This is a genomic window from Pelagibacterium flavum, assembly GCF_025854335.1.
In the GTDB taxonomy this organism is placed as follows: Bacteria; Pseudomonadota; Alphaproteobacteria; order Rhizobiales; family Devosiaceae; genus Pelagibacterium; species Pelagibacterium flavum.
In genome coordinates this window covers 1,548,112-1,574,578 of record NZ_CP107716.1, presented here as the reverse complement: position 1 = coordinate 1,574,578, position 26,467 = coordinate 1,548,112, and the positions used below count along the sequence as shown (strand labels likewise).

Here is a 26,467-nt window from a genome sequence, read left to right as displayed (position 1 = left end):
GCGGAAAGAATCCCCCGCTACGAGCCTAGGCCAGCCCGTAGAGCACTGGCATGGGCGCCGTGCGATTGGCGTCGAAATTGGCCAGCACATAGTCGCGGAACGAGCGCTTGAACAAAAGGCTGGGCAGCACATCGCCCAACCTGTCCCAGCGACAATGGTTGATCAGCGTCAACCCGCCCGAATGCTCGGCATCGGGCAACACCAGCGTTGAATTGTCCAAACCCGTCTGGTCGGCAAACCACCCGGCTGTATATTCCCACACCGCCAAATTCTGCTCACCGCTTTCCGCCAGGAAATAATTGAACAGGAACACGCCGTCGCGGCTGTGATCGACCGGTCCGATGCGTCGGGCGTTCTGGCCGACAATCACTTCGGCACGCTTCGCCCCCGCCCGCCCCCGCTTTTCCAGAGCGGCAAATTCCGGCGTCGCAATCAGCGCTCTCGCGCGCTCTGGCGTCCCGGTCTCGATCAGAACGACAACGTCGAACCGGGCCTGCGGCACATCGGGACGCGCCTTTTTGTAGCGCCCTTCCCCGGGCGGCACGATCAGTGCCTTGAACACCACCGCCTTCTGAACCCCATCAAGCCCTCCGATATTGACCGCCATCCCCTTGAGATCCTCAAGGAGCCGCCTCTTGCCGGCACTTTGGGTGAGATAGAATGGCAAGCGGCTGTGATCGACTTCGAGCGCAAAGACGATATAACCGTACCCATTGGGTTCGATCAGCTCGATCTTGGGAAACCGCCCGGTTTCACCCACGACAGTGAGGGAACCCGTGTTGAAATTCGCATTCATGAGCGCACCTTTGCGTGCCTGTTACATATAGTGTAATATACACATAAATGTTCGACTATCAAGCCGCCACGCCCCATTGGGTCAATCGCCTGTCGTTTCTCATCCGCGCCGAAGTGCAGCAGCGCTTCAAGGCGGCTGGCCACGCCATAACGGCCGAGGAATGGGCAATGCTCATGATGCTCTGGGCCAAAGCCCCGCAATCGATGGGCCAGTTGGCCGCCATGTCCTTGCGAGACCGGACCACGGTCACCCGGCTGGTCGATTCCATGGTCGCCAAGGACCTCCTCCGGCGCACTGCCGACCCCAGGGACCGTCGCTCGGTCCTGGTCGATCTCGGGCCGAAGGGCCGGGCCCTCGAAGCCCCCCTTACCGCCATCGTCAGCGATTTCATTGCCCAGGCCACAAAAGGACTTTCGCCCGAGGAAGTCGCCGGTGCCAATGCGGTGCTCAAAAAGATGACAGCAAACATTCTCGGTGAGGACGACGCACTCGGTTAAACGCAACATTTACCCGCCGATGCCAAGCTGGGTCCGAATTTGGGGAGCGGCCGAGAACGGCGTCAATGAAGAACATACTTTTGAGAGAAGCCGCCGCTCCGGCAGTCACAAGCAATCGGGAAACTGACTCGCTCGGCCTTTATGAGCAGGCCGCATCGATCGTTCCCATGGGCGCCTTCTCCTGCAACCTTGCAGATGAACGGCTGAGCTGGACCGGCGGGGTCTTCGATATGTTCGGCCTCTCTGGCGAACGCCCTCCCGAGCGCCAGGCCACCGTGGAAATGTACACGGAAGCCTCGCGCGCATTGCTCGGCCGCAAGCGGTCCCACGCCATCGCCACCTGCTCGAGCTTCTCGCTCGATGCAAACATCATTCGCCCCGACGGCACAGAGCGCTGGATACGGATCAACGCAGCCGTGCGTAGCGTAAATGGGCGGGCCGAAACCCTGTACGGCATGAAGCAGGACATCACCGAGGACCATGCGAGATGGGAAATCCTGCGCGCCCAGGCGGAATGCGATCCTTTGACCGGGGTCGCCAATCGCATGCGTTTTCAACGTTTCCTTGAAAGACCCAACGATGAACCGGCACTCGGACGAATCGGCGCGCTGATCCTGTTCGATCTCGATGGCTTCAAGCAGATCAACGACCGCTGGGGCCACGCCGCGGGCGATGCCTGCCTTGTCGCGTTCGGCGAACGCCTCAAAAGGGCATTTCCGCAGGCGCGTCTGGTTTCTCGTATCGGCGGCGACGAATTTGCGGTCCTGCTTCCGCCGGTTGGCTCGGCCAGCAAGACCGAGCGCGATGTGCGCTGGTTGACCCAGAGCCTTCTCTCTCCAGTGCCCTGGAATGGCGACCGGCTTCCCATCGGGGCTTCGGTCGGCATTGCTTTTGCTTCAAGAGCCTATGAACTCGACCCGCAGCATTTGTTCGTCGTGGCCGACAGGAATCTCTACGAGGCCAAAAAGGCAGCCGCCACCGGCACCGCTTGGGCCTGAGGCATCCAATCTCAGTAACCCCCTATCGTTCCCGGTCGGATCGTGGCAGATAGCGCCTATGAACACCCTAACGACAATCGGCTTTGACGCCGACGACACGCTTTGGGAAAACGAGCACTTCTTTCGGCTGACCGAAGCCCATTTCGCAGAACTGCTGGCCGATTACGCCGAGCCCGAGCATCTCTCTGCCCGGCTGCTGGACGCCGAAAAGCGCAACCTCGCTCATTATGGCTTCGGCATCAAAGGCTTCACCCTCTCGATGATTGAAACCGCCATCGAGATCACCGACGGCAAGGTGCCCGGCGATATCATCGCCCGCATCGTTGCCGCCGGCCGCGAAATGCTCAGCCACCCCGTCAACACCCTGCCCCACGTCCACGAGACACTTGAAGCCCTCACCGCCAGCCACACACTGGTGCTGATCACCAAGGGCGATCTGTTCGATCAGGAGCGCAAGCTGGCGCAATCCGGTCTGGGCGATTTTTTTAACGCCGTAGAGATCGTCTCCGACAAGTCCCCCGCCACCTATTCGACCGCCTTCGCGCGCCACGGCGACGGCCCAGAACAGGCCATGATGGTTGGAAATTCCCTCCGCTCGGACGTTCTCCCCGCCATCGAAGCGGGCGGATGGGGCACTTACGTCCCCCACGCGCTCACTTGGGACTACGAACGCGCCGAAGAGCCCGACAACGCTCCCCGTTTCGCCAAAATCGAAACGCTGGCCGAACTGCGCCCCCTGATCGAACGCCTCGAGCGCTAGCATCAATCGACTTTCGCCTGATCCGCCCTAGAGCGGTTCAGTCATTGATTGAATCGGTTGGGGATTCCCGAGTTCGGGATTTTGTGATTCAAGATGTCGGCTGGGAAGGAGGCCAGCATCTGATGACAGCACCTCTATCCAATGATCTTCGCGAGCGTGTCGTTGGTGCGATCGAGACCGGTGAGAGCTGCCGGTCTGTCGCGGCCCGCTTTGGTGTTGCCGTTTCCTCGGCGGTGAAGTGGCATCAGCGCTACCGGGCTACGGGCTCGGTGGAGCCCGGCAAGATGGGTGGGCACCGCAAGCGCATTCTCGACCCTCACCGATCATTCATCGTTGAGCGCATTGACCAGAGACCGCATCTGACGCTGCACGGACTGAAGGAGGAGCTGGCGGCGCGCGGGGTGAAGGTGTCGCACGATACGGTGTGGAAATTCCTGCGCCGTGAGGGGCTTCGTTTCAAAAAAAACACTGTTCGCCCTTGAGCATGCTCGTGCCGACATAGCCCGGCGGCGACGGCGCTGGCGGTCTTTTCAGGCGGATCTCGATCCCCGGCGGCTGGTGTTCATTGATGAGACATGGATCAAGACCAACATGGCGCCGCTGCGTGGCTGGGGGCAGAAGGGCAAACGCCTGCGTGGTTTTGCCCCGCATGGTCACTGGCGCACGCTCACCTTCTTGGCCGCATTGCGCTGCGACCGGCTGACGGCGCCTTGCGTGTTCGACGGGCCGATCAATGGTCAGTGCTTCCGCGCCTATGTCGAGCAGCAACTCGTGCCGGTGCTGGAACCTGGCGATATCGTCGTCATGGACAATCTCGGCAGCCACAAGGCCGCAGCCATTCGCCAAGCCATCAAGGCCGCCGGTGCCAGGCTCTGGTTCCTGCCGCCCTATTCGCCCGACCTCAACCCGATCGAGCAGGCCTTCGCCAAGATCAAGCATTGGATGCGCCAAGCCCAAATGCGCACCCTTGAGGATACATGGCGTCACGTCGGCCACCTCATCTCAAACATCAGCCAAGACGAATGCGCAAATTATCTCGAAAATGCAGGATACGCTTCTGTTAAAAACTGAAAGGCTCTAGCCTCTTTCTCTTCGGTCATCCCGGCCTTGAGCCGGGATCCAGTACCCCCCAGCGCCCGAGACTGAACCACAAGTTCTGGCGCCAGCGCCTCCCCGATCAGGTCCGGGATGACGACAATGCGTTGCCCCACATCCCGGCCCGGCCAATCCATTCAGACCACAGGCACCGGTTGAAGACCGGCGCCTTACCCCTTGATCGGAATCCAGATTTCCAATCCACCATGTCCGGTCCTGGGGTCGAACTTTTCATCATAAAGCTCGAACATTGGCGCATCGCCATCGGGCTTGTCGGGACTAACCGGCATATATTGGCTCCAGATCGCATTCATCGTGTGCCGCAACTCCGAGATATGCCCCTTGTGCGCAAAGGCAAGGTAAGATCGGGCAGCCAGTTTGATGACCTCAAGTTCTGCGGGCACGTCTCCCGGTTGCTCGACGGCGACCCCGCAGGTGTAGCGAAAGGTCCCCTCGGTTTCGTTGAACCCGTCGCATACCCCGTACCAAAGGCCCTTCTGCTCGCCCAGCGTACCCTCGAAAGGCTGAAACTCCACCCATTGCGCAGGGATGCCCCCCACCTCGCGATATTTATATCGTCGGCTCAGCCCGACGATGGTCAGCGGCCCGCTCTTCTCGCGCCGCGGCTCTGCCAGTTCAATTGTCGTCTCGTTTGCTCTGTCCATTCTGATGGGCTCCACAAGCAGGGTTTGATCCACCGCGCCTCCATCCCTCACCGTCTCGGGCGTTACCCCGAACCGGTCGCGAAAGGCGCGGGTAAAGGCTTCATGGGACCCGTATCCGGCTTGTAGCGCCACATCGAGTATGCTTGGCGCGCCCGCCGCGAGCTGCCGGGCCGCTTCGGTCAACCGCCGGCCCCGCAGATAGTCGATGACCGGATACCCCGTTGCCGCCGCAAAGCTGCGGCACATGTGAAATCGCGACACGCCGCAGGCCGCTGCGATTTCATCGAGCCCAACCCCTTTGCGGAAATTGCTCTCGATGTACCAGATCACCTTGCCCACGAACCGCACGGCAGTTTCCCTTGATGTCTTTACACCACCGACATTGCGCCAACCGCCACGCCCCGGCTTGACCGCCCTTGCGCTTTTCCGGCCCCGCTTACAGGTTTTGTGAGAAGTTGGGTCAGTGTGTGCCGAACCGAAGGTCCGCGACAGCGAACACTGTCGTTTACAGGCTGCCATCACCCAACTGGTCGCGCAACCTAAAGCCCGAGCCCACCCACCGGCTCTGTCTCGAACCGGTTGTCGAACCCGACGATCAACGGTCGCGCCTGGGCAATCGCATCCTGCACCGCCGTCAGTTCCAGCGACGCCTTGTGGCTCTCGGCATCGTCCCAGACCTCGGTCACCCAGATCCCGTCAGGATGCTCCTTGCATCGCGCAACGATATAGCTGTGGCACCCCGGCATCCGCCCGCCGGCGCTTTCTTTCAGGATAGCCATCAACTCTTCGCGCCGGCCCTCCGTCGCGATCATTCGCCCGATCAATCCATACATCTTTCCTCCAAACTCCCGGCACGGGCCAGATCGTACCCATCACTCCGCCGGACAGACAACACTCGCGCGTCCCGCCCCCGATGGCAAATTTGGGTCGGTTTCAGACCTACACCCAGAACAAACATGGAACGACATTTCACCCACGTCCATAGCTTTTACCGCCAATGTTGACTTATCGCTGTGCCCGTTTCACAACCCGCGCCAGTCCAGTGAAAGCGACCCCAATGCCCCAGGATCAGATATCCATCCCCCTCACCAAGGACCAGGCCTATGCCCTGGTCGATGCCGTGATGGACCGCGATGATTTGGCCCTCACGGCCTCGGCCCACGAGAACGAGGACACCGGAGAATGGGTGTTCCAGGCCACCTGCGACAGCCCGCCCGATCTGGCTGCGTTCGAGGCGCTGGCCCGCGAAATCCTCGGTGGCGACGTCGGCTTTGCCATCGAACCCATTGATGAAAAAGCCGATTGGGTGTCACGCTCACTCGAGGGCCTCAAGCCGGTCACCGCGGGCGGCTTCTACGTCTATGGCAGCCATGAGACCGGCGCCCTGCCGCGCGGGCTCATCCCCATCCGCATCGACGCCGCTCAGGCCTTCGGCACCGGTCACCACGAAACCACTACGGGCTGCCTTGAGGCAATCGAACGCGTCCTCAAACGCAAAAAACCCATGCGTCCCATAGACATAGGCACCGGCACCGGCATTCTGGCCATCGCCGTTGCCAAGCGCCGCAAACTCCCGGTCCTGGCCTCCGACATCGACCCTCTCGCTGTCCGCATTACCCGGGAAAACGCCCGGACCAATGGGGTTTCACACATGATCGTCCCGGTCGATGCCGCCGGTCTCGACCACACGACAATCCGGGGCAACGCGCCCTACGATCTCATAATCGCAAATATCCTGGCTGGCCCGCTGGTGGAGCTCTCGCCCGATATCGGTCGCATCGCCGACCGCGGAGCGGCCATCATCCTCTCGGGCCTGCTCAACACCCAGGCGCAGCGCGTCATCGCCGCCTACAACCGTCAGGGCATGGTGCTGAAGGACCGCATCGTCCGCAAGGACTGGGCCACGCTGATTCTGGAAAAGGCATAACAAAAAGCCCCGGCGGCTGGCGGGCCGTAGGGGCTCATGCTTACGATAGTGCTGTGGGGCCGTTCAGCCCCAGGCGACCCTATTCGGCCGCGCCCTTCTTGGACGTGCCGAAGTCACACCCGTAAATCCGCGTATAGCGATCGACCTGACGAGCCGCTTCACGGCTGCGGGCTTCGATCATGGCATCGAGTGCCTTGCGGAAGAAGCTCTTGTCTTCAACCATGTCATCTCTCCTTGGTTGGCAAAAATCGAGTAACCTTTGCCTTCGAGACAATAGATAGAGCCATTCGCTTCTGTTAGTTAGTCCTCAAAGCGAAACCCAGCCATGCCGGAAGCGCATGGACGGTTAACGAGAAAGTCCATCATGCCCGAATATGCCGCTATCCCGGACGCCAGGTTCCAGACCTTCGACGAGAAGTCTGACCCTGCCCAGGTCGCCCCGCGCCTTTCCGCCCTCAGAACCACTTTCGCGGAGCTGGGAATCGACGGCTTCCTGATCCCGCGCACCGATGTTCATCAGGGCGAATACGTGCCCGATTGCGATGCGCGCCTTGCATATCTCACCGGGTTCACCGGCTCTGCGGGCATGGCCGTGGTGACGAACGATCTCGCGGCCCTGTTCGTGGACAGCCGCTATACGCTTCAGGCCCCTGCCCAGACCGACACCGCGCTGGTTTCCATTCACGATACGACAACGACCAACCCCGGCGACTGGATGGCCGAAAACCTTCCCTCTGGCTCCCGTATCGGGTTCGACCCCTGGCTGCACACGCCGGGCCGTCTGGCATCGATCAGAGAGCCACTGGAAAAGGCAGGCATCGAGCTTGTACCCGTCTCCAATCCCATCGATGCGATCTGGACAGACCGGCCGGCGCCCCCGCAGGGACCGCTTGACGTGCTCGGCCACAACCGTACCGGCAAGCCCACCACCGAAAAGCTCGCCGAACTGCGCGCAACGATGGTCAAGGAGGACGCGGCAGCGGTCGTTCTGACCTTGCCGGAATCGCTGTGCTGGCTGTTCAACATCCGTGGTCGTGACGTCCCCCACAATCCGTTCGTTCTCGGTTTTGCCATCATCCCCGCTGAAGGAAGGCCGACCCTGTTTCTGGCCCACAACAAGCTCACCGACGAGAACCGCTCCGCCCTGGCCGATATCGCCGACCTCAAGAGCAAGGATGGGTTTGAAGCCGCGCTTGGCGATCTGGCCAAACAGGGCCGCGCCGTCTGGTTCGATCCGGAAACCGCGCCGGTTCAGGTCAAATCGGTGCTGTCGAACGGCGCGAGACTGATCGAGAAGCGCGATCCCGTCCTGTTGCCCAAGGCCAAAAAGAACGATGTCGAACTGGCCGGCATGCGCGAGGCCCATAAGCTCGACGGCATCGCCTTTGCCAAGTTCCTCGCCTGGTTCGATGAGGCAGCGCCGCGCGGCGGCCTCACCGAAATCGACATCGTCAAGATGCTCGAAGCTTACCGGCGCGAGGAGCCGACCGCGGTCGATGTGAGCTTTGAAACCATTTCAGGCTCGGGGCCCAACGGCGCCATCGTTCATTACCGCGTTTCGGAAAAAACCAACCGCACGCTCAATCCCGGCGAATTGATGCTGGTCGATTCAGGTGCCCAATATCTCTCGGGCACCACCGACATCACCCGCACAATGGCCACTGGCCCGGTCACCGCGCAGCAGAAGGACCATTTCACGCGCGTCCTCAAGGGCATGATCGCCATTTCTCGCGCCCGGTTTCCCAAGGGCACCAACGGCGCACAGATCGATATCCTGGCGCGTCAGTTTCTCTGGCAGGTCGGTCTCACCTTCAACCATGGCACCGGCCATGGCGTCGGCGCGTTCCTCTCGGTCCATGAAGGCCCGGCCGGGATTTCGCCGCGTTACACCGTGCCGTTCGAGCCTGGCATGGTCCTGTCCAACGAGCCTGGCTATTACCTCGAAGGCCAGTACGGCATCCGGATCGAGAACCTCATCATCGTGCAGGAGAGCGAACTGGCCCCGGGCTATCTCGATTTCGAGACCCTCACTCTGGCGCCCATCGACCGGCGCCTGATCGCTGTCGAGATGCTCGAAACCGCTGAACGCGACTGGCTCAACGCCTACCACGCCCGCATCGCCCGCGAAATCGCCCCCCACCTCGACGAAAACACAAGAAGCTGGCTGGATCGGGCCACCGCTCCGCTGTGAAAGACACCGTCGGGCGTCCGGTCAGATGGTTGGGCCCGGCGGCATTTCGTTGCGGCCGTCCAGGCGCTCCACCTCAAGCGCAAAAACATCGACGCCCACAAGGCACCGGGCGTTGATCGAAATTCTGTCCCGATAACCGGTCCTGAAGATTGCGGTGCCGCAGGTCGGGCAAAAATGGTGCCCGCCATCCACATCGCGCCATAGATAGACCGAGAGCCTGCGCTTTTGCGTCAGAAGACGCACCGCCTCCACCGGCACCTTCCAGTGAAGGAAGCCCGAGCGCGCGCAGGTCGAACAATTGCACTCCACGAGCCGCCCCAACTCATGGGACACTTCAAGCTCGATTTCGCCGCAATGGCAGCAAAGCTTGTGGACCTCCGGCATGACCCGGTGCTCCTTTGTCGCGCTAATTGAACCAGGCCGCATAATTCCAGATTGAACCGCCGAACACCGCATTGGCCGCCGCAAACGATCCAGCATCGGCGATCTCGCCCGCCTTGAGATACGGCAAGGCATCGAGCCCGGTAAACAGCAACACGAAATCGGTCCGCTCGGCCCCCTCGAACCACGCGGCCAGGTCGAACCCCAGCTCAGCATACCGCCAGTGCGGCAAAAGCAACTCGCCGCGCAATATGGCCTCCGAAACGTCCAGCGTCTCACGCCACGCCTCCACCATCTCTTTGGTGATGGTCATTTGAGGCGCCAGCGGCGTCTGGCGGGGCGAGGGAATAAATTCGAGATGATCGTCGGTTTCCGCCAGGATCGCGTTCCAGTTGCGCCGCGACAAATCGAGCACGTTGAACAATCGGTCCCGCGCCCCAATCAGCCGATCCCGATCAACGATGGGCCAATTGATCGTATGGATCATGGCAATCGCATCGGCCAGCAAAGCGTCGCTGTCACGGTCCATGAACAACTGCCCGCCATTGGGATAGGTCTCCATCGGCAATCCGGCTCCCGGGAACAGCCGGTGCAGCGCCGCATCGAAGAACCCCTCGAAATCATGGGCCAGCAGAAAGTCCGACTGCGTCGCCAAAACCTGCGAATACCCCGCCAGCCAGATCGCATCCGCTCCATCGAAGGCGAAACTGGTGGCAGGAAGACCCAGGCCAGGCGCCATCCCCGATCCCATGTCGAGCCGCTGCCCCGCCCCGGCTGCCATGGCCAGGAACGCACCCACCGATTCTGCCTCGCCCGCCTGTCCGTCACCGTCGATATCGATGCGAATCTGCGTCACGTCGATCTCGACGGAAAAATCGCCTTCCGCTGCCGCAAGCAACAAGGGAATGGCTATGTCCAGATCGTCCGAAAAGGTTTCAAGATAGCCGCGCAAATCACCATAGCTAAGCGGCTCAGGCGTCCTTTGATTTCCCTCCATCCCCATCATTCCGAAAAACGGGCTGACGGCGATGCCCCGCTCAGGATCGAACCCGTGGGCATAAAGCGGCTGCACCAACCCCTCGATGGCTGAAAACAAGGCCAAAACGCCAACACCGAACGAGGCTTCAGGGTCATTGTCGGCCCGCGCCTCCATAGCCGCCAGCCCCTCGACCAATTGGCCGCCATAGAGATGTTCACGCAGAATATCGGCGGTGCTCTCCTGCGCGGCGGCGCCGGTGACCGCCCCGAAAGCCAGCACGCACGCCAGCCAGACCCTGCCCATCATGCCTGCCCCGTCCTTTCGAACCATTCATCTTCCGAAATCACCTCGACGCCGAGACTTTCGGCCTGTTTGAGCTTGCTGCCAGCCCCCGGTCCAGCCACCACGAGGTCGGTCTTGGCCGAAACCGAACCTGAAACCTTGGCGCCCAACCGCTCGGCCATCGCCTTGGCCTCGGTACGCGACATGCGCTCGAGGCTGCCGGTAAACACAACTGTCTTTCCCGCTACCGCGCTGTCAGCGGAAATGCTGACAACATATTCTTTCGGCTTCACCTCGGCGAGCAGCGCGTCGATGGCCTTCTCGTTGCGCTCATTGGCAAAAAAGCCCGTGACCGATTGCACCACCGTGTCGCCAACGCCGTCGATGCCCAACAGGGTATCATAGGCTTCCTCATCGCCCTTTCCGGCCCGGAAAGCTATTTCCCGAAACGCTTCGAAGTTCGAGAACGTCTTGGCAAACAGCGCCGCCGTCGATTCCCCCACATGACGAATGCCGAGCGCGAAGATGAACCGGTCCAGATCGGGCTCGCGCCGCGCATCGATGGCGGCAAAGAGTTTCTTGACCGAAGTCTCGCCCCACCCCTCCTGATCCTTGAGTTTTTTCAGACTGTTGGCGTCCTCCTCGGCCAACCTGAAGATATCGGCCGGTTCCCTTATCCGCCCTTCCGCATGAAACGCAGCGATCTGCTTGTCCCCCAGCCCGTCGATATCGAGCGCGTTGCGGGAAACGAAATGCTTCAGATTCTCGACCGCCTGCGCGGGACAGATCAACTCTCCCGTGCACCGCCGTCGCGCATCGAGCTTGCCGGTTTTCGGATTGACCTCCCGCACCGCCTCGGACCCACACTCGGGACAGACATGAGGAAACTCGAACGGCTTGGATCCTGCCGGACGCTTGTCGGGCACAACCGCAACGATCTGCGGAATAACGTCACCGGCCCGCTGCACGATGACCGTATCCCCCTCCCGGATGTCGTATCCGTCGCGGATCTCGGCCCCGAAGCTGTCGCGCCCCGCGATATAATCCTCATTGTGCAGCGTCGCGTTTTCCACAACCACACCGCCCACCGTCACCGGCTGCAACCGCGCCACCGGCGTCAGTGTCCCCGTGCGCCCCACCTGGATGTCGATCTTGTGCAGAATGGTCGTCGCCTGTTCGGCGGGAAATTTGTGCGCGATGGCCCAGCGCGGCGCCCGCGCCACGAACCCCCAGCGCTGCTGCAGATCGAGCCTGTCGAGCTTGTACACAACCCCGTCGATGTCGTAGCCCAACGTCGCCCGTTGTTCCTCGATCGATCGGTAATGGCCAAGCAATTCCTCAACGCTCGTCGTGCGGATCATCAGCGGATTGATGGCAAAACCCCATTCACCCAGCCTTTGCACCGCTTCAAACTGCGTTTCGGCAATCGGCGCGCTCACCTGCCCCCAGGCATAGGCGAAAAACTTCAAATTCCGCTTGGCGGTAACCGAAGGATCTTTCTGGCGCAGCGATCCGGCGGCCGTATTGCGCGGATTGACGTAATCCTGCCCCCCCTCTTCCGCCGAGCGCTTCTTGAGCGCCGCGAAATCGGCGTGGGTCATATAAACCTCGCCGCGCACCTCGAGCACGTCTGGCCACCCCGCGCCCGAAAGCTTTTTGGGAATGTCGGCAATGGTCTTGAGGTTTTCGGTGATGTCCTCGCCTTCGGTGCCATCCCCTCTTGTCGCGCCGCGCACGAAAATCCCGTTTTCATAACGAAGCGAGGCCGAAAGCCCGTCGATCTTGGGCTCTGCGGTAAACGCCAGTTCCAGGTTCTTGTCGCGCTCGAAAAATTTTCGCCCGCGCTGAACAAAATCGGCGACATCTGCATCGTCGAACGCATTGCCCAGCGACAGCATCGGCACCGCATGCCGCACCTTGGCAAAGCCATCGACTGGCGCCGCTCCAACGCGCTCGGACAATGAGTCCGCCCGCCGCAATTCGGGAAACTGCGTTTCGATCTCCATATAACGCCGCCGCGCAGCGTCATACTCGGCGTCCGAAATCTCGGGCGCGTCGTCCTGATAATAGGCTCTGTCGGCTCTTTCGATCACACCGTGCAACCGGTCGAGTTCCCTCTTGGCGTCTTCCGGCGACAGCTCGACAACCGGCAAATCGATACTCAAGGCACTAGCTCCTAAACGCCAACTTCACGCATCAGCCGCTGCGCCGCCGCACGCGCTTCTTCGGTAATCGTCGCCCCGGCCAGCATGCGCGCCACCTCTTCGCCCCGCGTCTCGATATCGAGCGGCCGCACATGCGTACGCATGAACGCACCTTCCTCAATCGCCTGCTTTTCGATCAGCAGATGAGTCTGCGCCCGCGCCGCCACCTGTGGTGCGTGTGTAACGGTCAGAACCTGCACCGATTGCGCCAGCCGCGCCAGCCGCTTGCCGATGGCGTCCGCTACCGCGCCGCCAACGCCGGTGTCGATCTCGTCAAATATCAGCACGGGCACCGAACCCCTGTCGGCCAGCACCACCTTGAGCGCCAGAAGAAACCGTGACAGCTCGCCACCAGAAGCCACCTTCATCATCGGCCCCGGCGTCGTGCCCGGATTAGTCTGCACGTGAAAGGCGATCTGATCGATCCCGTGCGGTGAAACCCGCTCCACATCCACCTGCCGGTCGACAATGAACTTCGCCGCCCCCAGCTTGAGATCCGGCAACTCCGCCTCAACCGCCTTGCTGAGCGCCCTGGCCGCTTTCTCACGTGCTTTCGAGAGCTTCTCGGCCGCCCCACGATACTCAATACCGGCTTCTCTAAGCTCGGCTTCGAGCACCACCAGAGTCTCCGCGCCCGATTCCAGCGCCTCGATATCGCCCGCATACTTCGCCAGCACCTCGGACAAGGCGTCGGCTTCGACCTGATGCTTTCGTGCCGCCGCCCGCAATGCAAACAGCCTCTCCTCGACCTGCTCGAGCTCGCGCGGGTCGAACGCCATCTCCCGCCGGATCGCTTCCAGCGCCTCGCTGGCTGTATCGAGCGCCACCAGCGCCTGATCGACCGCATCGGCCATCGGTGCAAACAGCGCCGCCTCGGCCTCCGATTTTCGCGTCAGCCGCCTCAGCAACATGGCCAGGGTCGGCCCGGGCGCATTGGTGCCGTTGAGAATCTCGTCGGCGTCGTTGACCTCTCCCGCCGCCTTTTCGAGCCCCATCAGCCATTGCCGGCGCTCCGAAAGTGTTACTTCCTCCCCGACCTCCGGTTTGAGGGCCGACAATTCCTCGACAACATGGCGCGCATAATCCTCCTCACGCGCTGCCTGTTCCACACGTGCCCGCTGCACGTCGACCGCCTTCTGCGCAGCCACCAGCCGTCCATGCGCCTTCGAAACGGCCACAAGATCGGCCTCATAGCCACCGAAACTGTCCAGCAGCACCCTATGGGTCGCCGCATCCACAAGCGCGCGGTCGTCATGCTGTCCATGAATTTCCACGAGCAGCGCGCCGATGGATTTCAAAAGTCCTGCCGAAACGGGTTGATCGTTGATAAAGGCCCGAGTGCGGCCGTCCGCATGCTGCACGCGCCGCAGGATGATCTCCGCATCATCCTCGATCTCGTTCTCGCGCAGCAGCATCCGCGCCGGATGGCTTTCAGACAGGGCGAGGACCGCCACGACCTGCCCGCTATCGGCGCCCTTGCGCACCAGCGCGGCATCCCCTCGTCCGCCCAGCGCCAGTGTGAGCGCATCAAGAAGGATCGATTTGCCCGCACCCGTTTCGCCGGTCAGGACGGTCATGCCCGTCTCGAACGCCAGGTCGAGCTGGTCGATCAGAACGATATTGCGGACCGAAAGCGTGTTCAACATCGCTCCCGCTTCTCCCGTTCGTTTGGTGGCCCCGACTATGTACCCTGTGAAACGCCCCCGCTGCAAACCTCGAACGCGAGATTCGCACCATTGAAGACGCGAACATTACAGGAACAAACTTCCAGCGACAAGCGCATACGAAAATGCCCCGACCGCTGGCCGGGGCATCGCCATATTGCTGCCTGGACGAGACCTAGCGATCCGCCATCCAGTTTCCAGTCATCATCTGGGGCTGCAGGCCCTGGTTCTGGAGCAGCGCAAAGCCCCGCTGATACCATTCCGAGCTCGGATAGTTGGTGCCCAGCACGGCTGTTGCCGTCTGTGCTTCGCCCACCAGGCCCAGCGTCAGATAGGCTTCGGTCAGCCGATACAGCGCTTCTTCCACATGGGTCGAAGTCTGATGATCTTCCACAACCACCCGGAACCGATTGATCGCCGCCGTGTACTGGCCATTGCCCAGATAGTAGCGGCCCACGCTCATTTCCTTGCCGGCAATCTGATCGCGGGCAATCAGCAGCATCTGCCGCGATTCCTGAGCATAGCGCGAGTCCGGATAGTTCGCCTGCAACTGGGTGAATGTCTCGATGGCGTCCTGAGCCAGTTCCTGATCGCGCGTGATATCGGTGATCTGCTCGTAATACGAGCTGCCCTTGAGGAACAGGATATAGGGCACTTCCGAGGAGCGCGGATAAAGCGCCAGGAACTGGTCGGCCTGCCGCGCGGCTTCCGAGAAGCGGGCAAGGCGGAAATTGGCGAAGACCTGCATCACCTTGGCGCGTTCGTTGACCTCAGAGAACGGGTTCTGCCGCTCGAGCGTTTCAAGATCCTCGATGGCAGCGATATAGCGATTGTTCTCCATATTGGTGACAGCGCTTGCGTAAAGCTGTTCGGCTGGAACCAACGGCTCTTCGTCCCCGGTGCGCGAAAACATCGACATGGGCGAACAGGCGGCAAGCACCCCAACAAGGGCCATGGCCGCGGCCATCTTCCAAATCCGTGGCGCTTTGCTTGGTCTGGCTATGATCTTCACGAAAAACTCCGTCCTCATGGCCCGGGGCATGAACCGTGACCCGCGCGTGCCCACAATTCGCTAGCGGGCAATCTGTTCAAAACTGTGACGGGGGTTATCGCCCATTCAACCGATGGAACGCAAGTAGGGCTCAACAGACAGCCTCTCGGGCAGGTCGCCGAGCGCTTCCATTTCGAGCGGCAGCGCATCAGCCTCGAGAATTTCGTAATTGGCTTCGCTGGCAAAAAGCGACTTGAGCACCAGCGCGTTCAACCCATGCCCACCTTTGTAGGATTTGAACCGCCCATAGATCGGCAGCCCGGCCAAGGCCAGATCGCCCACGGCGTCGAGCAGCTTGTGACGCACGAATTCATCATCGAAGCGCAACCCATCCGGATTGACGATTCTTTCTTCCTCGATGGCGATGGAATTTTCAAGGCTCGATCCCAGGGCGTAGCCGGCCTGGCGCAAAACCTTGGCCTGTGCCACGAACCCGAACGTGCGCGCCGGGGCAACCTCGACGGCAAATTTGCGCGGCGACCAGTCAAAGATCATGCGCTCTCGGCCGATCACCTTGCTGTTGAAATCGATTTCCACGTCGAAAGCCCGCCCGTTATAGGCTTCGAGCATGGCGAAAGCATCATTGTCGCGAACCGTCACCGAACGCAGGATGCGGATGAATTTCTTGCGCTGGGGCTGGATCGAGATGCCGGCGTCGAGCACCGCATCCACGAACGGTTCGGCGCTGCCGTCAATGATCGGGCATTCTTCGCCCCAGACCACGATTTCCGCATTGTCGATGCCCAGCCCGTTGAGCGCCGCCAAGACGTGCTCGACGGTCGCGACGCTGACCGAATTGCCAAGATCGATAACCGTGCACAGCGAGGTTCGGCTCACGCGCGAATGGTCGATCTTTACGCTGGCGGACGTGCTGCCATCGTCCAGTATGCGGGTCAACGTATAGCCGGAATCGGCGGGTGCCGGATTGATGACAAGGCGCGAGGGCTTGCCATTATGCACACCGATTCCAGCGAATTCCGCGGGACGCGTCAGCGTGCATTGGCGCACGGTATTGTTCTTCATTGGTGCTCCGGGCCCTTTTGTTGACGAATGGCCCAATCGCCCTATTAACGAAGATCGGCCTGACACGAAACCCGTGTCAGGCCGATTTAGCGCCTAAATGGCAATTTTGAATTAACCGTGGCGTTTGAGAAACGCTGGGATCTCCAGCTGTTCTTTCTGCGGGGCACGAGCCGGAGCACGACCATGTGCGTCGAGTTGTCCCGCCGCGCCTTCCGTCTGGGGACGCGGAGCGGCCGGACGGGAGGGGGCAGCTTCAATGGCGCTACGGGCCGCCGCATCGTCGAACTGGGGCTGCAAGCGCTCCCCCTGGGGCTGCGGCTCGGCTTCCCCGCCAAGGCTCAAACCCACATTGGAGGCCAACCGGCGGAACAGGGCGCGCGCGTTGCGCGGCTCTTCGCTCCGGGGCTGTTCCATCTGCTGGCGAGCAACCGGCGGCATGTCTTCAGCACGAGGAATGCGGCGCTGCAACTGCGGACGCTCGGCGCCCGAGGGAACGTAAGGCTTGGGCATGGCCGCGTCGGGCGCGCGCTGAGCTTCCTCAACCGGCTGACGCACGGTGGCGGCAGGCGTATAGGGCTCGATGGTCACGCCGGCATCTTCGGTTTGCCGAGCGGCAGTTGCCGCGGCAGCCGCCGCCGAATTGCCATCCTTGATCGCCTGGGCAACGGCAGCTTCGAACTGGTCGTCGCTCATATGCGCACTGGCCTGAGCCGGAGCGCTCTGCTGGGAAGCAGGCTGTTCGGCACGGGGCGCCTGCGCAGTCGCCGGAGCGGCAACAGCTTCCGGCAAACGCTTGGCCTGCAGCGGCTGGCGGTTTGCGTTGGGCTTGACCGGGTCAAGCGCCTGAACCATCAGCGCGTCGGTGCCGGTCGCAACGACCGAAACGCGAACCTTGCCCTGCAGCGAATCGTCGAACGTTGCACCAAGAATGATATTGGCATCCGAATCCACTTCCTCGCGGATCCGCGAAGCCGCTTCGTCGACCTCGTACAACGTCATGTCCTTGCCGCCGGTGATCGAGATCAGGAGCCCACGGGCGCCCTGCATTGAGACATCGTCGAGCAGCGGATTGGCGATAGCGGCTTCGGCGGCGTGACGCGCACGATCCTCGCCCTCGGCCTCGCCCGTGCCCATCATCGCCTTGCCCATGCCGCGCATCACGGCGCGCACGTCGGCAAAGTCGAGGTTGATGAGCCCTTCCTTGACCATCAGGTCGGTAATGCAGGCAACACCCGAAAACAGAACCTCGTCGGCCATCGCGAACGCGTCGGCAAACGTGGTCTTTTCGTTGGCCACCCGGAACAGATTCTGGTTCGGGATCACGATCAGCGTATCGACATGGCGGTGCAGCTCGTCGATGCCCTCATCCGCCAGCTTCATGCGGCGATTGCCCTCGAACTGGAACGGCTTGGTCACCACGCCAACGGTCAGTATGCCCTGCTCGCGTGCTGCGCGCGCCACGACGGGCGCCGCGCCCGTTCCCGTGCCACCGCCCATACCGGCGGTGATGAACACCATGTGCGAACCCGAAAGATGATCGTTGAGTTCATCGAAACTTTCTTCGGCCGCCGCACGCCCCACCTCGGGGTGCGAACCGGCGCCAAGACCTTCGGTCACACCCACGCCGAGCTGGATGACGCGTTGCGCGCGGGACAACGCCAGCGCCTGCGCGTCTGTGTTGGCCACGACGAACTCGACGCCTTCAAGGCCCGAGTTAATCATGTTGTTGACCGCGTTTCCGCCCGCACCACCGACGCCAAAGACGGTGATTCGCGGCTTAAGTTCTTGGATTCCCGGAATCTGTAGGTTGATTGTCATCTCTGGCCTCTTAGTGGCTGCATGGCAAAGATGTAGCGCTCAATTCGTTAACCGGACCCTAACAAAGCTACCGATTTCGTTAACCAGTCTGCAAAATGCGAGCCTTGACAGCCACAAAGTCACCGCATGTTAAGCATGATTTGCCCCACCTGAGCCGACATCGGCTTGACATTTTCCAGCGCCATAATATAACCATAACAGAATATAACATATTGGTTCTTTAATAGGAGCAGGAAATGTCCAGGATCACTCCAAGCCTCTGGTTCGATAACAACCTCGAGGAAGCCATGGATTTCTACGCCTCGGTCTTCCCCGACACCAAAATCCACGGCACCACCCGCTACACCGAAGGCGGCATGGGCGAACCCGGCACGGTGATGACCGGAGATTTCGAAATCCTCGGCCAGCGCTTCAACGCCATCAATGGCGGCCCCCACTTCAAGTTCTCCGAAGCGACCTCCTTTATCATCGACTGCGCCGATCAGGCCGAGGTCGATTATTACTGGGACAAGCTGACCGAAGGCGAAGGCGCCGAAAGCCAGTGCGGCTGGGTCAAGGACAAGTTCGGCGTCTCCTGGCAGATCGTGCCCAGAGCCCTCTACGACACCGTGACGGGCAAGGACCCCGAAGGCGCCAGGCGCGCCACCCAGGCCATGCTCAAGATGAAAAAACTGATCGTCGCCGATCTCGAGGCGGCCTATCGCGGCCAATGACCAAGAGCAGGGGGGATCTACTCAAGCCCCCCTGCGATACCGAGCGTCCTGCAGCTTATTCTATTACAGCGCAGGCGATCCTGTCGCCGGCATCCCCCGACGGCTGGCTCTGATAGTCATCGGCGCCACCATGGATTATCAGCGCCCGACCCATGATATCGGCATCACCCCGTCCGAGGGTGATGAAGGGATTGAACAAATGGCTGCGCAGAAAACCGTCAGCGCCGATATACTGGTTCGGCATGTCCCCGGCATGCGGTCCAGTCTCGCTGTAATAGCCATGATCGACATTGGCGGGATTGAAATGGCCGCCCGCTGAGTCAAAGCCGCCGTCCGGGTCGCATTCACCATTTTCATGGACGTGCACCGCCACCCATTGTTCGGCTGGAAGTCCGTTGACGTCGATTTCGATAACCACGCCGTTGCCCGTATGGGCCAGCGTTGCCTCACCGATTTCTTGTCCTTCGGCGTCGATATAGGTCGCGCTGGCTGTCTGGCCCTGCGCATATACGGGCGAGGACGCAAACATCAGGGCCAAAGCTGAAGTTGCAAGCAGTGCTTTCATGGGAGATCCTCCACAATGGATGGGTTGGAACGACCAAGCCTGGCTTGGCTCTCCTGCCCAATGCCCCCGCGCGGGCAGGGTTCCTGGAGGATAACAAGGGTGGTCCGGCGCCGCGCGTCCTCAGACGAAACCCGATTTCAGCCAGCTTCCAACCCTGGCGAAATATCCGTCCGATCCCGTCAGCTTCCGCGTCGGACGCGGCTGGACGTATTCTGTTCCGCACACCTGCGGATAGACCAGCATCCCCGCCACTGTCGCAAACGCGGGCCCCTTGGCCCGATCGGGCAGCCCCGAAACCCCCAGCGGACGTCCATTGCGCACATTGCGCGCCAGCATGCGCCGCGCCAGTTCGGGCAGCCCGGTCAGATCCGATGCCCCGCCGGTCAGAACGAACCGGCGGCCCGAAATATCCATCATCCCGGTCGCCTGCATCCGGTCACGGATCGCTTCGAGAATTTCCTCGACACGCGGCCGGATCACCCGCGTCAGCATCTCACGCGAAATCGAATTGGGCGATTCATGGGAGTTGGCGCCAATCGGCATCACGGTGATGACGTCGGTCTCGTCGGTCTGCCCCTGCAGGCATGACCCGTAAAGCGTCTTGAGCCGTTCCGCGTCCGCCACGCTCACCGAAAGCTGCCGCGCGATATCGAGCGTGATGTGATGCCCGCCGATCGCCAGCGCATCGGCATAAACCAGATGGCCCTCGTTGAAGACCGAAACCGTCGTCGTCGCCCCACCCATATCGACACAGGCAACCCCCAGATCGGCCTCGTCATCGACCAGCGTCGCCAGCCCCGACGCATAGGGCGTCGCCATCAGCGCCTCGACTTCGAGATGGCATTTGTTGAGCGCCAGTTCGATGTTGCGCATGGCCAGCGTCTCGGCCGAAATCACGGCAACATCGACGCCCAGCGTCTCGCCCACCATGCCGCGCGGATCGCGCACACCCTTTTGTCCGTCCAGCGCATAGCCAATCGGCAGCGCGTGGATAATCGAGCGCTCGTCGCGCACGCTGCGGTCATTGACGGCAATCAGCACCCGCGAAATATCGCTCGGCTCGACCTCATGGCCATCGAGCGAAACGCTCGCCGAAAATGTCTCCGAACCCAACCGCCCGGCGGTGACGTTCACGACCACCGACTGCACGGTGATCCCGGCGGCCCGCTCCGCCATGCCGACAACCGAACGGATGGCCTGCTCGGCCTTGTCGAGATCGGTCACCACGCCGCTTTTGACGCCCGCAGAAGGGCCGTACCCAAACCCGATGATCTCGGCCATATGCGTACGCCCGCGCAGCGCCCTGCCCTCGCGCGGCACCAGCCGCGCGATGACGCAGCATATCTTGGTCGAACCGATATCGAGCACGGTCACCAAAGATGACCGCCCCGGCTGCACCGGTTTCAAACGCGCTGTCATCGCAGAGGTCATCATTGAGCGTCTTCTTCTTCACGAACCGTGGGCCGAACGGCCACATATTGCGCAACCCGCATGTCGATCAGATCGAGGTCGCGCTGCAGAACCTGATATTCGAGCTGATAATCGTTGAGCCTGCCCAACGCATCGACCACCCCGCTTTCGGGCAGTTGCACACGCAGGCCGGAATAAAAGATCAGATCCCAGCGCCTGTCCGCCACGCGGTTGAGCGCGGCCAGATCGAAGGTCAGATCGGGATAGCGGTTGACCAGATTGATCATCGCGGCCGCGTTGTCCCCGGCTCCCTCGCCGATCACCATCGGCAGATCGCCGTTCTCGACACCGGCCGGCGCAATCGGCGCGCCCGAAGCATCGATCAGCATGGTCGCCCCGTCGATCCGCCAGCGCGCCATGGGCGTCTTCTCGGTAATCGAAACCAGAAGGCTGTCGGGATAGACCTTGCGGATCGTGGCCGATGCGACCGAAGGGATTTCCTCGACCCGCAGTCGCGCCTCGGCGATATTAAAGCCAAGGCTTGTCGAACCGCCTTCGATCCCCAGCGCATGCGCCACATCGGCCTCCCGCGTCAGCGAAAGCCCGGTGATTTCGATCTTCTCGATCCCGAACCCGGCATCGGCCATATGGCCCGTCAGCACATTGCCGACCACGCCCAGACCGCCAGACAGTTCGTCGCGCAGGACATAACCGCCAACTGCAACGCAAACCACGATCAGCAGCGCCACGACCCGCAGCGCCAGCTTCTTGTGCAGAACCCACCAATTGCCCAGCGATACCAATATCCCACCACGCCGGCGCACCTGCACCAGCATGCCCCGCCCGCCGGCAAGGGCTGGCGACCGGTCGCGTGTTAGGGGGGAAAGGCTCGGAACCACCCGCAGGGCAGGACGCTCGATGCGTGGCGCGGGTGGCGCGAGAGGGCTGGAAGCGGGCACGGCCCCGATGACTTCCTTACGCCTCATCTGTTGCAACTTGCGTCCTCCACCATCCAGCTCACCAGCTCTTCGAACGAATGGCCGGCATGGGCCGCCAACTCTGGGACCAGCGAGGTTTTGGTCATCCCCGGCTGGGTATTGATTTCAAGGCACACAAGCTCGCCATCATCACCGCCGCGCGGGTCGTAGCGGAAGTCGCTCCGCGTCACCCCGCGGCAGCCCAAAGCGGCATGCGCCATCAGCGACATCTTCTGAACTTTTTCGTAAATTTTCGGTGAAACCTGCGCCGGCAACTCATGCCGCGACCCACCATTCACGTATTTGGCCTCGTAATTGTAGAAGGCAAGGTCCGTGACGATCTCGATCACCCCCAGCGCCACATCCCCCATCACCGCGCAAGTCAGCTCGCGCCCGGGGATGAACCGCTCCACCATCAGCTCCTCGTCGCCATCCCAGTCGGTGCGCAGGATTTCCTGGGGCGGATGTTCCTGGCCCTCCTTGACGATGAACACATTGACGCTCGACCCGTCATTATAGGGTTTGACCACATAGGGCGGAGCCATCACATGGCTCTTGGCGATGGCATCGCGTGTCGCGATCACATGATCTGTGACCGGCACGCCCGCCGATTTGAACATTATCTTTGCCTGATGCTTGTCCATGGCCACCGAAGAGGCCAGAACGCCCGAATGGGTATAGGGAATTCCGAGGATTTCCAGCACCCCCTGAATGGTCCCGTCCTCGCCGAACCGCCCGTGCAGCGCATTGAACACCACGTCGGGCCTGAGCTCGTTGAGCACCAAGGCAATGTCGCGCTTGACGTCAATCTCCGTGACCTCGTACCCGGCATTGCGCAGCGCCTGCGCGCACTCGGCACCAGAACTCAGCGAGACCTCGCGTTCGTGCGACCATCCGCCCTTGAGCACTGCAACATGTTTGGCCATTGGTTCGCCCCTTCCGGCTTGTTCAGGCTACGCCGGCAAAAACATCGCCGTCTAAAAACTCTTTGACTTCGCGCCCCGGCGCGAAGTGCCCCATCCGCCGGATTTCCCACACCAGCTCGACCCCGTGCTTCTCACGAACTTTGGCCCGTACGGTTTCGCCAAGCGTTTCAATGTCATAGGCGCTTGCCGCATCGAGATTGACGAGGAAATTGGTGTGCATTTGCGAGACCTGCGCATGCCCGATCCGCAGCCCACGGCACCCGGCTTCATCGACCAATTGCCAGGCCGATTGGCCGTCCGGATTCTTGAACGTCGATCCACCAGTGCGTGTATTGGTCGGCTGCGTGCTCTCGCGCCGCTCGGTGATCTCGCGCATCTTGGCGAGAATGCTTTCGCTCTCGCCCGCCAGCCCTTCAAACACCGCCGAGGTAAACACAACGCCCTCCGGCCCGTTCGATTTGCGATACTGATAGGCCATGTCGGCATTGGCCAGTTCGATGATCTCGCCATCGCGCGTCACGCCGCGCAGGCTCACCACCCGCTCTTTCGCTTCGGTGCCATAGCACCCCGCATTCATGTAAAGCGCACCACCAACCGCACCTGGAATGCCCCGGAAAAATTCCAGTCCGTCGATTCCCGCCTTGGCTGCCGCCGTGGCAATCTTGACGTCGGGAAGCCCCGCCCCGGCCCGCACGCGATTGCCACCCAGCACCTCGACCCCGCCGAACGCCTTGGCCGGCAGCTTGATGACCACTCCGTCTATCCCGCCATCGCGGATCAGAAGGTTCGAGCCTAGCCCGATCACGGTCACCTTGATCTCGGCCGGCAGATTTTTCAGAAACAGCGCAAGATCGGCCTCGTCCGCCGGCTCGAAATAGAGCTGCGCCGGTCCGCCCACGCGGAACCACACGGCCTTGGCCAATGGATGGTTGGGGACCAGATTGCCCCTCACATCGCCGATCCAGCCGGAAAACTGCGGCAAAAGGTCGGGGAAACTCATGCGCTGACCTTGGACTTTCCTGCCAGTTCGGCTTCCAGTTCGCCCGGCAGCGCCGCCGCCCACAGCGTGATGTTCCCCGCCCCCAGGCACACGACATAGTCGCCTTCCCCAGCGCGATCCGCGATCAGGCCCGCCAACTCTTCCGGCCCAGCAATCGCCCGTGCATCGCGATGTCCACGGGCCCTGATACGGTCCACCAGCTCGATATGACTCACGCCCTCGATCGGCGCTTCACCTGCCGCATAGACCGGCGCCACCAGCACCGTATCGGCTTCGTTGAAACACGCCGAAAAATCGTCGAACAGATCGTTGAGCCGCGAATAGCGGTGCGGCTGCACCACGGCAATCACGTCGCGCTTTGCCGATTGCCGAGCTGCGCGCAGCACCGAGGAAATTTCGACCGGATGGTGTCCGTAGTCGTCGATAATCGCAATACCGTTGACCTCGCCGGTCTTGGTAAAGCGCCGCTTGACCCCGCCGAAGCCTTTGAGCCCCGCCCGGATCTGCGCATCGGTGATCTTGAGTTCCTGCGCCACCGCAATCGCCGCTGTCGCATTGAGCACATTGTGCATCCCCGGCATGGGCAGTTCCAGCGCATCGATGGTTCGCGTCTTGCCGCTGATCCGGTCGCGGACGATCACCGAAAACTTCGAAACACCATTGTCGTTGACCACATCGATCAACCGCACATCCGCCTGGGGGTTGAGCCCATAGGTAATCATCCGCCGGTCTTCGATCTCGCCCACCAGCGCCTGTACCGTGGGGTGATCGAGGCACATCACCGCAAAGCCGTAGAACGGCACGTTCTCTACGAAATTGCGGAACGCTTTCTTGACCCCGTCGAAATTGTGGTAATGGTCCAGATGCTCGGCGTCGATATTGGTCACCACTGCCACGTCCGCCGGCAGCTTGACGAACGTGCCGTCGCTCTCGTCGGCCTCGACAACCATCCAGTCGCCCTGCCCCAGCCGCGCATTGGTGCCATAGGCGTTGATGATGCCGCCATTGATGACCGTCGGATCGAACTGCCCCGCATCGAGGAGCGCCGCGACCATCGAGGTCGTCGTCGTCTTGCCATGAGTGCCGCCAATGGCAATCGCGTTCTTGAAGCGCATGATCTCGGCCAGCATCTCGGCCCGCCTTACAATCGGCAGCCCCTTGGCGCGCGCTTCTTTCAGCTCGGGATTGTCCTTCTTGATCGCCGACGACACCACGACAACCGCCGCATCGCCGATATTTTCGGCCTTCTGCCCGACCATCACCTCGATGCCCATGGCCTGCAGCCGCTGCACATTTGCGTTCATCGACGCGTCCGAACCGCGCACCGTGTAGCGCTGGGTGTGCAGCACTTCGGCAATACCGCTCATCCCGATCCCGCCAATGCCGATGAAATGCACGGGCCCGATATCTCGTGGCATCTTGGTGTTCATGATTGTCCTTTGGCGGTTTGCTCGACGAGATCGGCCAGCCGTTCGACGGCATCGGGCCTGCCCACCGCCAGCGCGGCAGAAGCTGCTGCCCGAAGGCGATCCGGAGCGAGGAAGAGTTCGTTAAGCTGGGTGGCAAGAGATTGCGGTGAAAGCGTGACCTGGTCGAAGACCCAGGCCCCACCGGCCTCCTCCATCACCAGCGCATTGGCCTTCTGATCCTGATCGAGCGATCCGGGCAGCGGGATCAGAATCGACGGGCGCCCCAGCGCTCCCAGTTCTGCAATGGTCGAAGCCCCGGCCCGCCCGATCACCAGATGGCTCGAAACGATGCGTTCGGGCAGGTCTGTGAAAAAGCCCGCCAGTTCTACATTGACCCGCGCCGCGCGATAGGCTTCCGCCACCCGGTCGAGGTCTTCCTCGCGGCATTGCTGGGTGACGACCAGGCGCCGCCGCAATGGCTCGTCGAGTTCGGCAATCGCCGCCGGGACGATGTCGGAAAACGCGCGCGCGCCCTGGCTGCCCCCGAACACTAAAAGATTGATCGGTCCGCCCTCGGCCAGGGCCGGATAGCTCATCCCGGCAATCGCCCGCACCCTGTCGCGCACCGGATTGCCCACCAGCACCTTGTCGAGCTTGAATTTGTCCGCATGCACGGTCTGGGCAAAGCTCATGGCCAGCACCTTTGCAAACCGCGCCAGCGCCCGGTTGGCGCGCCCCATCACGGCATTCTGCTCATGGAGAATGCCTGGAATGCGCAGCACCGAAGCCGCCAGAAATGGCGGAAAGCAGGGATAGCCTCCGAACCCGACCACTGCCGCCGGTTTGATCCCGCGCAACACACCGATTGCAGTTGCCGTCCCGCCGAGGATCGTGAACACCGCCTTGATGAACTTTATCGGATTGCGGATCGAAGGTGTGGCCGCCGGCACCACATGGATCCCGCTCGCCGGAAACTCCGCCCCGTAATGGCTGACCCGTTCGTCGGTCACCAGATGGATTTCGTGCCCACGCCGGCGCAATTCCTGCGCCAGCGCCATGGCTGGAAAAAGATGTCCGCCCGTCCCCCCGGCCATCAATGCAAATGTACTCATGTCAACCTGTTGTTCAGGGGCTAA

General features: G+C 61.6%; 25 protein-coding genes. 7 read left to right on the top strand and 18 right to left on the bottom strand.

The genetic code is table 11. From position 1 onward, the window contains the following. Window positions 1-25 precede the first annotated feature (25 nt). Complete coding sequence (locus tag OF122_RS07790) at window positions 26-796, bottom strand: hypothetical protein (RefSeq protein WP_264227205.1); 771 nt, start codon at window positions 794-796, stop codon at window positions 26-28. A gap of 47 nt (window positions 797-843) precedes the next feature. Between OF122_RS07790 and OF122_RS07785 the strand changes: the two genes are divergently transcribed. From OF122_RS07785 to OF122_RS07770, 4 genes are all read left to right on the top strand, one after another. Further along, window positions 844-1,293, top strand: coding sequence for a MarR family winged helix-turn-helix transcriptional regulator (locus tag OF122_RS07785; RefSeq protein WP_264227204.1), 450 nt, complete (start codon window positions 844-846; stop codon window positions 1,291-1,293). Window positions 1,294-1,358: 65 nt separating this feature from the next. Then, window positions 1,359-2,291, top strand: a complete 933-nt coding sequence (locus OF122_RS07780; protein ID WP_264227203.1) for a sensor domain-containing diguanylate cyclase — start codon at window positions 1,359-1,361, stop codon at window positions 2,289-2,291. A gap of 58 nt (window positions 2,292-2,349) precedes the next feature. Further along, complete coding sequence (locus OF122_RS07775; RefSeq protein ID WP_264227202.1) at window positions 2,350-3,051, top strand: HAD family hydrolase; 702 nt, start codon at window positions 2,350-2,352, stop codon at window positions 3,049-3,051. A 122-nt stretch (window positions 3,052-3,173) separates the two neighbouring features. Beyond that, window positions 3,174-4,122 (top strand): IS630 family transposase gene (locus OF122_RS07770; RefSeq protein ID WP_264224182.1). Its coding sequence is split into 2 segments (ribosomal slippage): window positions 3,174-3,509 and window positions 3,511-4,122, totalling 948 coding nucleotides; the frame shifts between segments, so codons are not numbered across the junction. Window positions 4,123-4,316: 194 nt separating this feature from the next. Here OF122_RS07770 and OF122_RS07765 read toward each other — a convergent pair. Together OF122_RS07765 and OF122_RS07760 are read right to left on the bottom strand one after the other, a co-directional pair. After that, window positions 4,317-5,159 (bottom strand): AraC family transcriptional regulator, encoded by an 843-nt coding sequence (locus OF122_RS07765; protein WP_264227201.1) that lies wholly within the window; start codon window positions 5,157-5,159, stop codon window positions 4,317-4,319. A gap of 191 nt (window positions 5,160-5,350) precedes the next feature. Beyond that, window positions 5,351-5,644 (bottom strand): putative quinol monooxygenase, encoded by a 294-nt coding sequence (locus OF122_RS07760; RefSeq protein ID WP_264227200.1) that lies wholly within the window; start codon window positions 5,642-5,644, stop codon window positions 5,351-5,353. Between the two features lie 224 nt (window positions 5,645-5,868). Between OF122_RS07760 and OF122_RS07755 the strand changes: the two genes are divergently transcribed. Further along, window positions 5,869-6,738: a 50S ribosomal protein L11 methyltransferase gene (locus OF122_RS07755; protein ID WP_264227199.1), complete on the top strand. Its 870-nt coding sequence runs from the start codon at window positions 5,869-5,871 to the stop codon at window positions 6,736-6,738. Between the two features lie 79 nt (window positions 6,739-6,817). Here the strand turns inward: OF122_RS07755 and OF122_RS07750 are convergent, their stop codons facing one another. Then, window positions 6,818-6,961, bottom strand: a complete 144-nt coding sequence (locus OF122_RS07750; protein WP_014131140.1) for a hypothetical protein — start codon at window positions 6,959-6,961, stop codon at window positions 6,818-6,820. A 141-nt stretch (window positions 6,962-7,102) separates the two neighbouring features. On the opposite strand from OF122_RS07750, the gene OF122_RS07745 reads away from it, so the two are divergent. Continuing rightward, entirely contained in the window at window positions 7,103-8,929 is a 1,827-nt protein-coding gene (locus OF122_RS07745) for an aminopeptidase P family protein (RefSeq protein WP_264227198.1), read from the top strand. Between the two features lie 21 nt (window positions 8,930-8,950). Here OF122_RS07745 and OF122_RS07740 read toward each other — a convergent pair whose 3' ends face one another. From OF122_RS07740 to ftsZ, 7 genes are all read right to left on the bottom strand, one after another. Then, window positions 8,951-9,313, bottom strand: a complete 363-nt coding sequence (locus tag OF122_RS07740) for a GFA family protein (protein WP_264227197.1) — start codon at window positions 9,311-9,313, stop codon at window positions 8,951-8,953. Between the two features lie 22 nt (window positions 9,314-9,335). Then, a complete protein-coding gene (locus OF122_RS07735; RefSeq protein WP_264227196.1) occupies window positions 9,336-10,619 on the bottom strand; it encodes a hypothetical protein in 1,284 nt (427 codons plus the stop codon). Beyond that, complete coding sequence (ligA, locus tag OF122_RS07730) at window positions 10,592-12,736, bottom strand: NAD-dependent DNA ligase LigA (RefSeq protein WP_264227195.1); 2,145 nt, start codon at window positions 12,734-12,736, stop codon at window positions 10,592-10,594. Before ligA ends, OF122_RS07735 begins: the two co-directional genes overlap by 28 nt. Window positions 12,737-12,747: 11 nt before the next feature. After that, on the bottom strand, window positions 12,748-14,421 hold the full coding sequence (gene recN, locus OF122_RS07725) for a DNA repair protein RecN (RefSeq protein ID WP_264227194.1): 1,674 nt from the start codon (window positions 14,419-14,421) through the stop codon (window positions 12,748-12,750). A 193-nt stretch (window positions 14,422-14,614) separates the two neighbouring features. After that, window positions 14,615-15,406, bottom strand: a complete 792-nt coding sequence (locus OF122_RS07720) for an outer membrane protein assembly factor BamD (RefSeq protein ID WP_264227193.1) — start codon at window positions 15,404-15,406, stop codon at window positions 14,615-14,617. Between the two features lie 150 nt (window positions 15,407-15,556). Continuing rightward, window positions 15,557-16,513 carry a UDP-3-O-acyl-N-acetylglucosamine deacetylase gene (gene lpxC / locus OF122_RS07715; protein WP_264227192.1) on the bottom strand — a complete coding sequence of 319 codons (957 nt, stop codon included), beginning with the start codon at window positions 16,511-16,513 and terminating at the stop codon, window positions 15,557-15,559. 111 nt (window positions 16,514-16,624) lie between these two features. Continuing rightward, on the bottom strand, window positions 16,625-18,331 hold the full coding sequence (gene ftsZ, locus OF122_RS07710) for a cell division protein FtsZ (RefSeq protein WP_264227191.1): 1,707 nt from the start codon (window positions 18,329-18,331) through the stop codon (window positions 16,625-16,627). Window positions 18,332-18,567: 236 nt separating this feature from the next. Here ftsZ and OF122_RS07705 point away from each other — a divergent pair, with 236 nt between their 5' ends. Beyond that, the gene (locus OF122_RS07705) at window positions 18,568-19,044 is read left to right on the top strand and encodes a VOC family protein (RefSeq protein ID WP_264227190.1); all 477 of its coding nucleotides are present in this window, start codon (window positions 18,568-18,570) and stop codon (window positions 19,042-19,044) included. 55 nt (window positions 19,045-19,099) lie between these two features. On the opposite strand, the gene OF122_RS07700 is transcribed toward OF122_RS07705, so the two are convergent. The 7 genes from OF122_RS07700 to murG all read right to left on the bottom strand — a co-directional run bounded on the left by OF122_RS07700 (window position 19,100) and on the right by murG (window position 26,443). Further along, window positions 19,100-19,609, bottom strand: coding sequence for a superoxide dismutase family protein (locus tag OF122_RS07700; RefSeq protein ID WP_264227189.1), 510 nt, complete (start codon window positions 19,607-19,609; stop codon window positions 19,100-19,102). Between the two features lie 120 nt (window positions 19,610-19,729). Beyond that, the gene (ftsA, locus tag OF122_RS07695; protein ID WP_264227188.1) at window positions 19,730-21,043 is read right to left on the bottom strand and encodes a cell division protein FtsA; all 1,314 of its coding nucleotides are present in this window, start codon (window positions 21,041-21,043) and stop codon (window positions 19,730-19,732) included. Beyond that, a complete protein-coding gene (locus OF122_RS07690; protein WP_264227631.1) occupies window positions 21,040-22,005 on the bottom strand; it encodes a cell division protein FtsQ/DivIB in 966 nt (321 codons plus the stop codon). Before OF122_RS07690 ends, ftsA begins: the two co-directional genes overlap by 4 nt. Next, window positions 22,002-22,922: a D-alanine--D-alanine ligase gene (locus OF122_RS07685; RefSeq protein ID WP_264227187.1), complete on the bottom strand. Its 921-nt coding sequence runs from the start codon at window positions 22,920-22,922 to the stop codon at window positions 22,002-22,004. Before OF122_RS07685 ends, OF122_RS07690 begins: the two co-directional genes overlap by 4 nt. A 22-nt stretch (window positions 22,923-22,944) precedes the next feature. Further along, entirely contained in the window at window positions 22,945-23,922 is a 978-nt protein-coding gene (murB, locus tag OF122_RS07680) for a UDP-N-acetylmuramate dehydrogenase (protein ID WP_264227186.1), read from the bottom strand. Next, window positions 23,919-25,352: a UDP-N-acetylmuramate--L-alanine ligase gene (gene murC / locus OF122_RS07675; protein ID WP_264227185.1), complete on the bottom strand. Its 1,434-nt coding sequence runs from the start codon at window positions 25,350-25,352 to the stop codon at window positions 23,919-23,921. The genes murB and murC overlap by 4 nt, the downstream gene beginning before the upstream one ends. Further along, window positions 25,349-26,443, bottom strand: coding sequence for an undecaprenyldiphospho-muramoylpentapeptide beta-N-acetylglucosaminyltransferase (gene murG / locus OF122_RS07670; protein ID WP_264227184.1), 1,095 nt, complete (start codon window positions 26,441-26,443; stop codon window positions 25,349-25,351). The genes murC and murG overlap by 4 nt, the downstream gene beginning before the upstream one ends. Window positions 26,444-26,467: the final 24 nt, after the last annotated feature.

Bases quoted from the DNA above. Each gene is read 5' to 3' on its own strand.
- OF122_RS07735 (WP_264227196.1), bottom strand. From the start codon at position 10,619: ATGGTTCGAAAGGACGGGGCAGGCATGATGGGCAGGGTCTGGCTGGCG.
- OF122_RS07700 (WP_264227189.1), bottom strand. From the start codon at position 19,609: ATGAAAGCACTGCTTGCAACTTCAGCTTTGGCCCTGATGTTTGCGTCC.
- OF122_RS07685 (WP_264227187.1), bottom strand. From the start codon at position 22,922: ATGGCCAAACATGTTGCAGTGCTCAAGGGCGGATGGTCGCACGAACGC.
- murG (WP_264227184.1), bottom strand. From the start codon at position 26,443: ATGAGTACATTTGCATTGATGGCCGGGGGGACGGGCGGACATCTTTTT.
- lpxC (WP_264227192.1), bottom strand. From the start codon at position 16,513: ATGAAGAACAATACCGTGCGCCAATGCACGCTGACGCGTCCCGCGGAA.
- ftsA (WP_264227188.1), bottom strand. From the start codon at position 21,043: ATGATGACCTCTGCGATGACAGCGCGTTTGAAACCGGTGCAGCCGGGG.
- ftsZ (WP_264227191.1), bottom strand. From the start codon at position 18,331: ATGACAATCAACCTACAGATTCCGGGAATCCAAGAACTTAAGCCGCGA.
- OF122_RS07705 (WP_264227190.1), top strand. From the start codon at position 18,568: ATGTCCAGGATCACTCCAAGCCTCTGGTTCGATAACAACCTCGAGGAA.
- OF122_RS07750 (WP_014131140.1), bottom strand. From the start codon at position 6,961: ATGGTTGAAGACAAGAGCTTCTTCCGCAAGGCACTCGATGCCATGATC.
- recN (WP_264227194.1), bottom strand. From the start codon at position 14,421: ATGTTGAACACGCTTTCGGTCCGCAATATCGTTCTGATCGACCAGCTC.
- OF122_RS07790 (WP_264227205.1), bottom strand. From the start codon at position 796: ATGAATGCGAATTTCAACACGGGTTCCCTCACTGTCGTGGGTGAAACC.
- OF122_RS07775 (WP_264227202.1), top strand. From the start codon at position 2,350: ATGAACACCCTAACGACAATCGGCTTTGACGCCGACGACACGCTTTGG.
- OF122_RS07740 (WP_264227197.1), bottom strand. From the start codon at position 9,313: ATGCCGGAGGTCCACAAGCTTTGCTGCCATTGCGGCGAAATCGAGCTT.
- OF122_RS07785 (WP_264227204.1), top strand. From the start codon at position 844: ATGTTCGACTATCAAGCCGCCACGCCCCATTGGGTCAATCGCCTGTCG.
- OF122_RS07745 (WP_264227198.1), top strand. From the start codon at position 7,103: ATGCCCGAATATGCCGCTATCCCGGACGCCAGGTTCCAGACCTTCGAC.
- murB (WP_264227186.1), bottom strand. From the start codon at position 23,922: ATGAGTTTCCCCGACCTTTTGCCGCAGTTTTCCGGCTGGATCGGCGAT.
- OF122_RS07755 (WP_264227199.1), top strand. From the start codon at position 5,869: ATGCCCCAGGATCAGATATCCATCCCCCTCACCAAGGACCAGGCCTAT.
- OF122_RS07760 (WP_264227200.1), bottom strand. From the start codon at position 5,644: ATGTATGGATTGATCGGGCGAATGATCGCGACGGAGGGCCGGCGCGAA.
- OF122_RS07780 (WP_264227203.1), top strand. From the start codon at position 1,359: ATGAAGAACATACTTTTGAGAGAAGCCGCCGCTCCGGCAGTCACAAGC.
- murC (WP_264227185.1), bottom strand. From the start codon at position 25,352: ATGAACACCAAGATGCCACGAGATATCGGGCCCGTGCATTTCATCGGC.
- OF122_RS07690 (WP_264227631.1), bottom strand. From the start codon at position 22,005: ATGAGGCGTAAGGAAGTCATCGGGGCCGTGCCCGCTTCCAGCCCTCTC.
- OF122_RS07720 (WP_264227193.1), bottom strand. From the start codon at position 15,406: ATGGCCGCGGCCATGGCCCTTGTTGGGGTGCTTGCCGCCTGTTCGCCC.